This window comes from Paucisalibacillus globulus DSM 18846, assembly GCF_000482485.1.
GTDB classification, from domain to species: Bacteria; Bacillota; Bacilli; order Bacillales; family Amphibacillaceae; genus Ornithinibacillus; species Ornithinibacillus globulus.
Map to the genome: position 1 here is coordinate 88855 of NZ_KI519439.1, position 12871 is coordinate 101725.

12 protein-coding genes are annotated in these 12871 nt (G+C 35.6%); 11 read left to right on the forward strand and 1 reads right to left on the reverse strand.

The annotated features are described in order from the left end of the window. Positions 1-46: 46 nt before the first annotated feature. The 8 genes from K332_RS0118950 to K332_RS0118985 all read left to right on the forward strand — a co-directional run bounded on the left by K332_RS0118950 (position 47) and on the right by K332_RS0118985 (position 7008). Complete coding sequence (locus K332_RS0118950; protein WP_051359536.1) at positions 47-1246, forward strand: CynX/NimT family MFS transporter; 1200 nt, start codon at positions 47-49, stop codon at positions 1244-1246. Between the two features lie 16 nt (positions 1247-1262). After that, the gene (locus K332_RS0118955; RefSeq protein WP_026908892.1) at positions 1263-1859 is read left to right on the forward strand and encodes a pyroglutamyl-peptidase I; all 597 of its coding nucleotides are present in this window, start codon (positions 1263-1265) and stop codon (positions 1857-1859) included. Between the two features lie 102 nt (positions 1860-1961). Continuing rightward, positions 1962-3149: an MDR family MFS transporter gene (locus K332_RS0118960; protein ID WP_026908893.1), complete on the forward strand. Its 1188-nt coding sequence runs from the start codon at positions 1962-1964 to the stop codon at positions 3147-3149. Positions 3150-3161: 12 nt separating this feature from the next. After that, the gene (locus K332_RS0118965; RefSeq protein WP_026908894.1) at positions 3162-3908 is read left to right on the forward strand and encodes a Cof-type HAD-IIB family hydrolase; all 747 of its coding nucleotides are present in this window, start codon (positions 3162-3164) and stop codon (positions 3906-3908) included. A 71-nt stretch (positions 3909-3979) separates the two neighbouring features. Further along, positions 3980-4162, forward strand: a complete 183-nt coding sequence (locus K332_RS0118970) for a cold-shock protein (RefSeq protein WP_026908895.1) — start codon at positions 3980-3982, stop codon at positions 4160-4162. 606 nt (positions 4163-4768) lie between these two features. After that, complete coding sequence (locus tag K332_RS0118975; RefSeq protein WP_026908896.1) at positions 4769-5818, forward strand: hypothetical protein; 1050 nt, start codon at positions 4769-4771, stop codon at positions 5816-5818. 168 nt (positions 5819-5986) lie between these two features. Further along, on the forward strand, positions 5987-6424 hold the full coding sequence (locus K332_RS0118980; protein ID WP_026908897.1) for an IDEAL domain-containing protein: 438 nt from the start codon (positions 5987-5989) through the stop codon (positions 6422-6424). A gap of 149 nt (positions 6425-6573) precedes the next feature. Next, complete coding sequence (locus tag K332_RS0118985; RefSeq protein WP_026908898.1) at positions 6574-7008, forward strand: IDEAL domain-containing protein; 435 nt, start codon at positions 6574-6576, stop codon at positions 7006-7008. A 66-nt stretch (positions 7009-7074) separates the two neighbouring features. Here the strand turns inward: K332_RS0118985 and K332_RS0118990 are convergent, their stop codons facing one another. Further along, a complete protein-coding gene (locus tag K332_RS0118990) occupies positions 7075-9090 on the reverse strand; it encodes a penicillin-binding transpeptidase domain-containing protein (RefSeq protein WP_026908899.1) in 2016 nt (671 codons plus the stop codon). A gap of 390 nt (positions 9091-9480) precedes the next feature. On the opposite strand from K332_RS0118990, the gene K332_RS22910 reads away from it, so the two are divergent. The 3 genes from K332_RS22910 (at position 9481) to K332_RS0119005 (ending at position 12863) form a co-directional block, all read left to right on the forward strand. After that, positions 9481-10941, forward strand: coding sequence for an RNA-guided endonuclease InsQ/TnpB family protein (locus K332_RS22910; protein ID WP_051359537.1), 1461 nt, complete (start codon positions 9481-9483; stop codon positions 10939-10941). A gap of 168 nt (positions 10942-11109) precedes the next feature. Next, on the forward strand, positions 11110-12354 hold the full coding sequence (locus K332_RS0119000) for an MFS transporter (protein WP_026908900.1): 1245 nt from the start codon (positions 11110-11112) through the stop codon (positions 12352-12354). A gap of 101 nt (positions 12355-12455) precedes the next feature. Further along, positions 12456-12863, forward strand: a complete 408-nt coding sequence (locus K332_RS0119005; RefSeq protein WP_026908901.1) for a hypothetical protein — start codon at positions 12456-12458, stop codon at positions 12861-12863. Positions 12864-12871 lie beyond the last annotated feature (8 nt).

Sequence of the window (12871 nt, forward strand, 5' to 3'; positions counted from 1 at the left end):
AATATGCTATAGTAATGACAGTAACCATTCGGAAGGGGAAACAACTTTGGGGCTAGAACAACAAGAAATAAAAGAAAATCAACTATATAAATTTTTATTAATTACAGGAATTATTTTAGTAGCATTTAACCTTCGACCGGCGATTACTTCAGTAGGTCCATTAATGAGCACAATCCGAGATGATGTTGGGTTGTCAAACTGGAGTGTAGGGTTATTAACGAGTTTACCGTTAATAGCGTTTGCGATTATGTCCCCTTTTGCTGCAAGACTTGGTAATCTATATTCTAATGAACGGATTATATTATGGGGACTTATACTGCTTTTAATCGGAATTTCTATACGGTCCATATCGGTGATGTTCTTATTATTTATCGGCACTTTATTGGTTGGTGTTGGTATTGCTATTTGTAATGTGCTTTTACCTGGAGTAATCAAAGATAAATTTCCATTAAAAGTTGGTTTAATGACAAGTGTTTATTCCACAGCAATGAATATATTTGCTGCTTCAGCGTCTGGTGTTAGTTTTCCATTAGCTAGTGGATTAAACTTAGGTTGGCAAGTTGCATTACTAATATGGGGAATTCCGGTAGTTCTTGGAATTGCAATATGGGTTTATGTTACTTATAAAGGTAGGTCAACTACGCAAGAAAATCAATTACTAACAGAAAATGATACAAATCTTTGGCGTTCGCCTTTAGCTTGGCAAATTGCTTTGTATATGGGATTCCAATCCTTTTTATTTTATGTAACGATTTCTTGGTTGCCAGAGATTTTGCACTCTTCGGGAATGAGCATGGAAACAGCAGGGTGGATGCTTTCCTTTACGCAATTTATTGGATTACCCGCTAGTTTTATTGTTCCAGTATTAGCTGGAAAGTTTGCCTCACAACGTGTACTTGTCGTGACATTAGGAGTTTTATCTGTTTCGGGATTTAGTGGGTTATTACTTGCTTCTTCCTATGTAACCACAGTAATCAGTATTGTTTTAATTGGACTTGCGTTAAGTGGAACTTTCCCTTTAGCTTTAACCTTCCTGGGACTTCGCGCAAGAAATGCCAAACAAGCTGCAGCATTATCAGGTATGGCACAGGCATTAGGATATTTACTTGCTGCAATTGGGCCAATGTTTATCGGGTATTTATTTGATTTAACACATTCATGGACATTACCAATTATCACATTAATTAGTGTAGCTATTTTAGTAGTCCTATTCGGACTTGGTGCAGGAAGAAATAAATACGTATAACTAGGAGAGATATGAAATGAAAAAGTTATTACTTACAGGATTTGAACCATTCTTAGAATTCCCAATAAATCCTACAACAGAAATTGCGAATAATTTAAATGGGCAACTAATTGGAGACTATGAAATTATCGGTGAGGTGTTATCGGTGGATTTCGCAAAGTCCGGAAAACAACTTATTCATTTAATTGAAAAGTATAATCCAGACGCAGTAGTTTCCCTAGGTCTTGCTGGTGGAAGAAATTGCATTACGCCAGAAAGGATTGCGATTAATTGTAATGACGGTCCTGTGGATAATAATGGACATAAACCGAATGGAGAAAGAATTTTTGAAGATGGACCAGATGCTTATTTCTCAAAACTTCCAATCTATGAGATTACCAGTAAATTAGAAGAGGCAGGTTTTCCAGCTAAGATTTCTAATACTGCAGGAGCATACTTGTGTAATAATGTTATGTATCATGGACTTCATTATTTTAAAGGGAAAGGCATGGATCGGCCCTCTGGATTTATTCATATTCCAGCATCCCACGCATTGGCCGTGAAGAAAAATATGCCTAGTTGGTCACAGCAAGATTTAACCGAGGCTATTAGACTAGCATTAACTTGTATATAGGGAATAAAACAGATAAAAATATTCCGCTCTCCTCATTGCTTTCACCAACCAAATATATTAAAATTACTTAGTTGATGAAAACCAGAATGCGAGATGATGAGGATGCCAAGGTATATTTGGCTTTTAGCAATTGCTACGACCATTAGTGTAACTGGTGGTTCTTTTTTATGGCCACTTAATACGATATACATGCATAATGAATTAGGAAAAAGCTTAGCATTTGCAGGCTTTATATTAGCGTTTAACCAAGGTGCCAATATTGTTGGTAATTTAGTTGGTGGTATATTATTTGATAAGTTTAGTGCGTATAAAACGATATTATTAGGAAGCACTCTTTCTACCGGAGCTGCTATTAGTCTTTCCTTTAATCATGACATAGTTGCCTATTCTATTTGTCTACTTATTATTGGGCTTGGTTCAGGGATTACATGGCCAGTTATGTTCGCCATGGCAGGTTCCGTTTGGCCAGAAGGTGGTAGACGGGCCTTTAATGCTATGTATGTAGCCCAGAACTTTGGTGTTGCACTAGGTGCGACGATAGGCGGATATGTAGCAAGCATCTCATTTGATTTAATCTTTATAGCTAATGCATCATTACTGTTCGTCTTTACTCTTATTGTTATCTTTGCATTTCGTGGTATGGATGAAGAGAAGAATCGACATATGCATACCACTGTCTTGGAACAAAGAGGAAAAATTAAAGATAAATCCGCGTTTACTGCTTTACTAATCTTATGCGGTGGATTTTTTGTTACCTGGTTTGCCTATAGTCAGTGGCAATCAACCATTGCGTCCTATACACAGGATATTGGTGTGCCGCTCGAGCAATATAGTGCACTTTGGGCAATTAATGGATTTTTAATTGTACTTGCTCAACCATTATTAAAGCTCTTTACAGATAGGGTTACTTCACCGAAAAAGCATATTTATATTGGTGCAGCGATATTTTTATTCTCTTTTGTCATTGCCATGTATGCAGAGCAATTTACGATGTTTGCAACAGCAATGGTTATACTTACCATTGCAGAAATGCTAATTTGGCCAGCAATTCCAACTTTGGCAAATGAATTAGCCCCACAGGGGAGAGCAGGTTTTTACCAAGGCTTTGTGAATAGTATTGCAGCTTCAGGAAGAATGTTAGGACCGTTCTTAGGTGGATTGGTAGTTGATATATTTAATATTGAAGTATTGTTCTATGGCTTACTCGTAATCTTATTTATTCCATTCCTTACAACAAAGCTTTATGATAAAGGTATACAATCAGAGCAGATTTCTGAAAAACAAGCATAAAGGAGTTTTTTGATGCCGGACATTAAGTTAATTGCATTAGATATGGATGGTACGTTATTAACTACGGAGCATGAAGTTGACAGCCGTACGAAAGAAGCGATACAGAAGGCACTGGCGAAAGGTGTTCATGTAGTCTTAAGTACTGGAAGATCACTCGGTACCAGTTATCCGATTGCAAAGGAACTCGACCTGACATCTTACTTAGTTACTTGTAATGGTGGAGAAATTTGGACAATGAAGAAAGAATTACTGGAACAGCATTTACTAGATGCAGAGATTATGGAAAAATTTTGGAATTTAGGTGTTGGTCTAGGTGTCCACATGTGGATGATATCTACAGAAGGATTCTACCAAGGGGAACGCCCAGACAACTTCTATGATCATAAATGGTTAAAAGTTGGTTATGACTCTTCTGATACGGATAAACTAGAGCAGGTTATTAAAGAGATTTCATTACTTGGTGACTTTGAAATAACGAATTCTCTTCCAACTAATCTGGAAGTTAACCCAAGAGGAGTAAGTAAAGCAAGAGCACTTCATCGCGTATGTAAGGAGATAGGTATTACGATGGAAAACGTAATGGCATGTGGTGACAGCTTAAATGATATTAAAATGATTCAAGAAGCTGGTGTCGGAGTTGCGATGGGGAATGCACAAGAAGCAATTAAAAAAGTAGCAAATTATGTAACAGATACAAACGATAATTCTGGTGTTGCAAAAGCTATTGAGCATTTTGTCCTGCAACATTCTGGTAGGTAATTCCAAGGTCCCTTTCATTCAGCTCAAAAAAAGAGTATAATGGTATTACAACGATGAAAGGGGATGCTGTCATGTCTTTTTCAAGAGGACCAAAAGAGCCAGTCCCAGAAGTTGAAACAAATATTTGGGCATGCACCAGCGATGAGTGCAACGGTTGGATGAGAGAATCATTCAGCTTCAACCAAGAACCAGAATGCCCACTATGTCAATCCACAATGACACAAGAAGTACGCGTACTACCAGAAGTAAAATAAGAAAAACATAACTATAATGAACAAAAGCGCAAGCGCCCGCTTAGAGACGTACGGACTGGACTGAGCCGTAGGAGATAAAGGAAACACGGCGACCGTAGGGAGTCGATGTTGACTTATCGTACGGAGGTGAGGGAAGTCTCGCTAGTCTCTGGGCGCTGGAGCTGGACGTGGCTGTTTATGCACAAGAACTTAACAAAGCCAAATTTTATACTTTCTTATCTCAACAAAAATAAGCACTCCCAAACCAAACACTTGGGGGTGCTTCCTTATAGTTATTGAAGATGAAGTTATTTTTAATTAAAATTTTTGTGGTTGTTCTTGGATCTTAGATGAAGAGAACTAACTAACATTTTTGCTGAGAGCGGCCCGAATACACGAAGACTCCTACGGGAGGACAGGCCTAGTTGAGACCCCGCAAGAGCTTTAGCTCTGAGGAGGCTCAACAGCCGCCCGTGGAAAGCGAAGTGTATTCGGGCCGCGGACAACAAGAGGAGAGTTAATCTCTAATAATTATTGAAATGTAACACCAATGTAAGAATAATTCACCAAGGCAACCACCTATACATAAATTATAGTATAATAATCTAACAAAAAGGATGTGTCTTTTTGCCAAGTCAAATCGGTTACTACGTCAGTGGAAACACAGCAGAAGGCTTTGTAAACTTTCTATCCACCAACACCTCCAACCTCCATCACCACATAATCCTAAAGCACCCATCTAATAAAATAAAAACAACCGTAATAAACGAAATAATAAACAAGTATAAAGCAAATCATGATATTGAAATCCTATATAGCTCCATTGGAAAAGAATATTTAGAAGGCATCGTTATTCGGGATAAAAAAGTAGCAATAATCGACGAAAGAATTGCTACTGAGAATTTAGTTGGGTCGTTTGAAATCGATTTATCATTATTTTCCGTGCAAAATATATCCAATACAGATTTCTCTGAGGATCTAAATAAAATTAACCAATTGACACAAAAAGCCTACGATAACTTTGAAACGGGATTAAAGGTTCATGATGATTTAGAAACAGTTTACATTAAGGAAATGAATTTTGATGTAGCCAATACGATAGCAGAAGAATTTATAGAAGCATTATTTAAATACGTTCCGAAGCAGAATAAAGAATCAACCGTTGTTCATCGATTATTTGGAACGAACACAAGGGATGGCGTAGTGAATGTTGTTCCAGAGATATTAAGCCAATTATCGAAGAAATACTATATCAAAGGGCGTGCAGGGACAGGTAAATCAACTTTTATGAAAAAGGTTATGACGTCAGCACAGGATCATGGCTTTGATATTGAACTTTATCATTGTAGTTTTGACCCTAACAGTGTCGATATGGTGCTAATCCGTGATTTAGAGTTTTGTATTTTTGACAGCACAGACCCACATGAATTTTTTCCGAAAGGACTAGGGGAAGAAGAAATCGATATGTACGAAAAAACTGTTACCCCTGGTACGGATGAAAAATATAAAAAGGAAATAACAGAAATAAATTCACGTTACAAATCATACATGAAAAAAGGTATCATAGAACTAAAAGCAGCTGGAGATATAATTAATAAGATGGAGCAGAAATTTGCGATGGAACCACAAGAAATAGATAAAATAACGTCGTTTATTATTGGAAAAATTATCGAATAATCAGTGGTCCTGTGGGAATTTATCTGCTCACAGGACTTTTTTCCTATCTAGGGACCTTTTCACTAAAAACAGTCAGTAAACTAAAATTTCTCTTGTTTTTTGTTAAAAAATCATGTAAAATTAATTAACTGAAAATTATGAGTAGAATAATAATGGGAGGTGGAAAACGTGATATCTGTAAAGATGCTAAAGCCATATTATATTAAGGCTGACGAACAGTTTGTCCGCATAATTTTGGCCTATCAATACTTTTCTGTAGTGATTAATAAAATAGTATATCAATTTATTCCAGTTGAAGGTAAAGAAATTCGCATCAATCGCAGAACACGAAAAGTGGAAAATGTCGGTAGTCGTTTTGCTTTTCAAAAAGAAAAAGAGATAATTTATTTGACGATGACTGAACTAATCACACTTCCCGATTTTCTAACACAATTACACAATATTGCCAAACCATATTATAATACGGGTCAAGAAACTAATGAGATAAATGCTGAAATTGAGCTTCTAATGGAAGAACTAGAAAAGAAAAATATAAAACGTTTAATTGATAAAGCACTTGATGAAAGAGATGAAAAAACGTTTCGCGAACTTGTGAAGCTGTTATGAACCAAAAGGAGTATGTCCAAATACCTATAAATTCAGGTGGGCATACTTCTTTTGATTTATTTTTATAAACAGATGTTTAATAAAGAGATTATAGGGTATTAAAACATATTACAAATAACATTCCACTTCAGATATTGGGGGAAATAACAATGGTGACAGTTAAATTATTAAAGCCCTATTGTATAAAGACGGATGCTGAAAATATTTATGTCCTTTTAGATGAAGAGCATTTTACCATTTCCATACAGAATGAAATATATCAATTTATACCGATTAAGTCGAAGGAATTTGTCATTAATAGATACACGAAGAAAATTGAGAACCTGGATGCAACATTTGCATTTAAGAAGAATGATAATATTTTTCACTTATCCATGAGTGAATTAATCAATATTCCCGACTTCCTAATTAAATTATATTTCCTTACAAAAGAACACATTAATTATAATCGAGAAGATAATATGAATGATAACGTTGAAGTAATAATTGATGAGTTAGAACATCTAAATGTAAAACGGCTAATTGATAAAGCTCTGGATGAACGTAACGAGGAAGCGTTCTATGATTTGATTGCGATGTTGTAGGCCAATCATTATTCCTTTCAAAACAACACCCCGAGCGGAATAATATTCTACTCGGGGTGTTGTGATTTATTTTATTTTTTCCATTACATCTGTAACTTTCTCTACTACTAATGCACTTGAGCCTTCATCTTGTACTTTCTCCATCATCATGGCAATAATCAGATCTTGATCTTCGGTAGGGTAAGCAACAAACCAACCATTTTCCTCACCATTTTCTTCATCCAACGTGAGCTTTAACTCAGCTGTTCCGGTTTTTCCTGATATCGGGAAGGGTGCATTTTTTGCATATCCTGCAGTACCTTCTGTAACAACATTTCGTAATGTATCTTTAATAATAGTTGCTTGTTCTGGTGTTACTAAATTTTCCTTCCATACTTGTGATTTCTCTTCGTCCATAAGTATGATAGGCTTTATCATTTTTCCATCGTTTAAAAATGATGTGTACATGGTAGCCATGTGCAGGGAGCTTGTTTCAATTTCACCTTGACCGTAACTAGTATTTGCAACTGACACTTCACCTTCTAAATTTCCTGTCGTTGAAACGCTGGAAGGAGAAATGGCTAGATTGATAGGAATTGCCTCATCAAATCCAAATTTCTCTAGACCTGTTACAAGAGCATCTCCACCCATTTCTACTCCTTTCATCGCAAAATAAATATTATCGGAATGAGTCATTGCGGTTAATAAGTTAACTGGGTTTGTATTTGCTACACGGGTTACTTTATAATCTCCCCAGCCTTCCCCATTACCCCAAGTTAAGCCTTCGATTTCAACTTTTTCATCCGGATCAATAACGCCATTTTGAAGTCCGATTGCAGTTGTGATTGGCTTGATAACCGATCCAGGAGCATATGTTGCATTAGAACGGTTAAATAATGGTTGCTCTGGATTGTTCTGTAATTCATCCCAATCCGTTGTTGATATACCATAAACCATTTTATGTGGATCGAAGGAAGGGCTGCTGACTAGTGCAATGGTTTCCCCTGTCTTTGGTTGTATTGCAGCGGCAGTTCCTGGTACACCATCAAATGATAAATAAAGTTCCTCCTGGGCCGTACTATCAATAGTCGTGTAAATACTTTCGCCATTTTGAACTTCTATTTCAGCTAATACATCGTCATCCTGGCCTTCTTGCTCAATGTAAATCTTCACACCTTTTTTACCCTTAAGTTTATCTTCATAAAAACGTTCCAACCCAGTTTTTCCAATGATGTCATTAGCGGAATAAAGTTCTGGATCCTTTTCTTCTAAATCTTTATCTGTAACTTTTCCAACATAACCAACTAAGTGGGAAGCTGCTTCCCCTAATGGATAGATACGTCCTAATGCAGTCTGGCCCATAACGCCATCTATTTGAAAAAGTTGGTCAAGAATTTTGTTATCGGTCTTAGGAATTTTCTTATCTAAAGGTACAAACATATCTGGCTCTACCCAATCAGCATCTAGTGCCTTATCAATGGACTCAACTGAAATATTTAAGATAGAGGCAATCTTTTTCTTGCCATCCTCAGGATTATTACCGAGTTTTTCAGGGATAATACCGATATTCCATACCTCACCATTCCATGCTAATGGAATTCGATTTCGGTCTAAAATTTCCCCGCGCGCCGGTTCTGTCGTTGCTATTCGAATATCTCCACCATCCTTAATTTGGGGGAAGATAAAGCCAGGATCCCATGTAAGGAACCAATTCTTTTCTTCTTTTTCTCCTTGTTGCACTAGTGTGGCTTCGTAATCAAAGGAAATAGGACCAGCTAAGGAGTCCATCTTCACGGTAAATGGTAAAGTTGCGGTTCCTTCTTCTATCGCTGTTTCAAGTTGCTTTTCCGATAGCTTTTTATAAGAAACTTCTACATTTTCTATTTCTAAGTCTTCATAGACTTTTTGATAACGATCTATGTATTGATCGGTTGGATAAGCTTCTTTTGACTCGGGAGTTAGCATGTCATACATACTTTTAAAGTTGTTCTCACTCCAAAGTTTTGCATAATCATCAAATCGTTCATGTGGTGTTATTTCATCCTCTGAACATCCTGCAATGAACAAAAGAGAGGTAAAAATAATAATTAAAAGACGTTTCATTTCCATCCCCCTAGTTAATGAGTTTATTTATACACTTATTATACCACCTATGTAAAATGATAAAGAACAAAAAAGTCACCTGAAATTTCTAAAGCGTATAAAGGTGCAGCGATTTAAGCCATGGATTGTACTGATAAGAAAAAAGAAGAACGGTTATTGAATTTTCCGAATCTTATGCTAGAATAATTATAGAATTTGTGAATGTGCTTATTTATACGTATTTGGCAGCTTTGTAGAATAAGTTTGATGGGAAGATAAACTAAATTTTTATTTAAAGGCCAAGAGCACCCGTGACTTCAGTCATGGGATGAATTGGCTTTCTTTTTGTGAAAATCAGTATACAAACATATGTTCTGTTTGATAGAATATATTTACAGGAGGTGATTAAACTTGGAAGAGGAAAAAGAGACCAATAAACGATATAGAACCTATCAAATTCATATTAAGAAGGGACATAAGCTGTATGCCTACTTCAACGAACTTACGTTAACTAGTAATAATTTGTACAATACGACCAATTTTTACATCAGGCAAGTCTATACCGCTTTTAAACAAGGTAACGTTCTACAACCCCTACAAAAAGAAGTGATGGATTCCATCACACTTAACATTGGAAAAATGAATGGTAAGCAGCACAAGGCATATTTAAAAAGATTAAATAATGAAATGAAAAAACCAGAAAATGAAAGAAAAGAAGTAAAAGAAAATCTTTTCACACTCCCCACCAAAGAATCTTCCTTCATTGGTTTTAACTTCCTAGATTGTTTGTTTAAGACGATTAAACAAACGGATTATAATTCTCTACCAGGACAAATCAATCAACAAGTAATAAGAAATGTTGTTCAAAACTGGAAAAGCTTCTTTACTAGTTTGAAAGATTATAAAGCGCATCCAGAAAAGTACAAGGGCAGACCTTCCATTCCAGCATATTTACCAAAGGGTGGGCGAAAAGAAATTGTTTTGTCCAATCAAATTTGTAAGATAAAGGATGGTAAATACCTACAATTTCCAAAGACAAACATACAATTAAACATTGGTAAGCTAGCACAACTAGAAGGTACCTATCAACAGGTGAGAGTCGTTCCGAAATATAATGAATTCACAGTTGAAGTGATATTTTTAATGAAAGAAACAGAAGTAATTGTTGCAAAAAAAGAATCTTGTATGGGGATTGATTTAGGATTAAACAATCTAGCTACAGTTGTGTTTAATACAGGCATTTCTCCGATTATTTTTAAAGGTGGAAAAGTGAAGTCGATTAATCAATGGTACAACAAATTACGCAGTCATTATTATGCCGTTTTACGAAACGGGAAGTCTCCAAAAGAAGGTAAGTATGATTCGAAAAGACTAATGAACTTAGACAAAAAGAGGTACCGTAAAATAAAAGATTTCTTCCATAAAGTAAGTTATAATATTGTAAAAGTTGCAAGAGAAAACGGCATTGATACGATCGTCATTGGAAAAAATAGTGATTGGAAACAAGAAATAAATACCGGCAAACGAAACAATCAACATTTCGTTCAAATTCCACATACATTGTTGATTGAACTAATTACATACAAAGCGAATGACATAGGTATTGCTGTTATGACAACAGAGGAAAGCTACACGTCCAAAGCAAGTTTTTTAGATGAAGACGATATTCCGACCTATCAAGTGGGGAATAATGAAACATATACTTTCAGTGGGAAGAGAATCAAACGTGGCCTCTATCGTTCTAAACATAATAGGTTGATAAATGCGGATGTAAATGGTGCAGCAAATATTGTAAGAAAAGTAATTCCGAATGCCTTTGCAAACGGAATAGCGGCGATGTGTTCCTCGCCTCTTGTGGTCAATGTGCACTAGCACCAACCCAGAAACCCGTGACTTGAGTCATGGGAGGTTCATGAAGAACTCCATGCTTATAAGCAAGCAAGCATTTGCTTCAAACACGCATTTATCGCAAGTGAAAAAGTACGTCAGCGTATGAGTAGCTAAGGAAGCAGGGAAAACGTAGTAGAAATGAGGAATGTTATGAAGGACATTTGGAGCAGTTGGAAAAATCCAGCGATTTTATTATTATCCATCGGTTTTTCTAGTATCGGGGATTTTATTTATTTAGTAGCAATTAACATTATCGTATACCAATTAACAGGGTCGGCAGCTGCGGTTGCAGGACTTTGGATAGTTGGTCCACTGACAAACATTGTTACAAAGTTCTGGACTGGTAGTTTTATTGATTTTCGTAGCAAGAGAAAAGTAATGATTATTACATACATAGTAAGAGCGGTGTTCATCTGCATCATTCCATTTGCGCCAAATATGGCCTTTATTTATGGAATATTGGTTGTATTAAGTGTCGCAAAAGCATTTTTCAATCCATCTTCTATGACGTATGTTACTATTCTAGTTCCAAAGGGACAAAGAAAGCGTTTTAACTCAATTCGATCTTTTACAAGTTCTGGAGCATTTATTGTTGGTCCTGCAATCGGTGGGGCGCTAATATTAATAACCTCAGTTGATACTACATTATGGATAAATGCGCTTTTCTTTCTGTTTTCTGCAATTTTATTACTCTTTCTATCTGATAAAGAAAACATTGATAAAGAAACTATTCCAACATTGTCTTTTTCTCAAGTGATTCAAGATTTTACTATAGTTCAAAAATTCATATCTCAAAATAAATATGTCACGTTTATTTATCTTGGATTTATTATGGTTATGCTTTTTTCCTTTGCTATGGATGCTCAAGAAGTTGTCTTTACCCAACAAGTTATAGGGCTTTCCGAGATGGAGTATAGCTTATTGATTAGTATAACAGGAATCGGTTCTGTGATAGGTGCCATGTTATTGTCACTTTTCTCCAATTTTTTTTCACTCAGATATATGATTGTCATTGGTGTCACCATGATGACAATAGGTTATGTAATCTACGCATTTTCATGGTCATTTGCATCAATTGTAGTTGGATTTGTAATCTTAGGCTTTTTTAATGTATTCCTTAGTGCTGGTATTACGACTTTCTACCAAAACAATGTTCCAGTAGAAATAATGGGCAGAGTAACAAGTATCTATCAATTGATACAAAGTGCTATTCAAGTAGTATTCATACTAGTAATTGGATTTGCTGCAGATCTTGTTTCATTAAGAATTACAATCATTACGTTGGCACTTGTTATGTTTATTTCATCAATAGTCTTTTCAATTTCAGTATTGAAGCCAAAGAAAATAATGTATTACGGGGAAAATCAAAATGAAATCAAAAGAATAAAAGTTTAAATTTTTAAAATTCCCCCAATAAATAGAGGGTTTCTACTGAATGGAAAATAGCTTAAGTATGAAACAGTTTAAGAAAAATAGTAGATGAGTAGGAGGAAATAATGAATAAGAGATTAAAGAAAAAAATGGGAAGCAGGCATAATTTAGTAAAACGAGCTGAACGACAAAAACAAAAAAGAAAGGGATTGAAATATATAGATTTTGCGCTTATCCCAATGGGAGAAGCAGATAAATTTAGATTCGATAAAGAGGGGGATAAACTTGATTATCCATATGCTACACACTGGTTTATCGAAATTTCTCCTAGTATACATTATTATAAGGAGCGCTATATCATTTATGTTTATCCTTGTACAAGTAAGGGCAGAAGTGATACAAATCATTTTCTTGAAATAATATATGCAGGAAATCCTGATGAGATAATCTCGATTTTCAATAAAACAGTAGATGATATGAAAAATGATAAACATATAGCTAGTTTTTGGGATACTGATTCTCCATTATTTTAATCAACTAA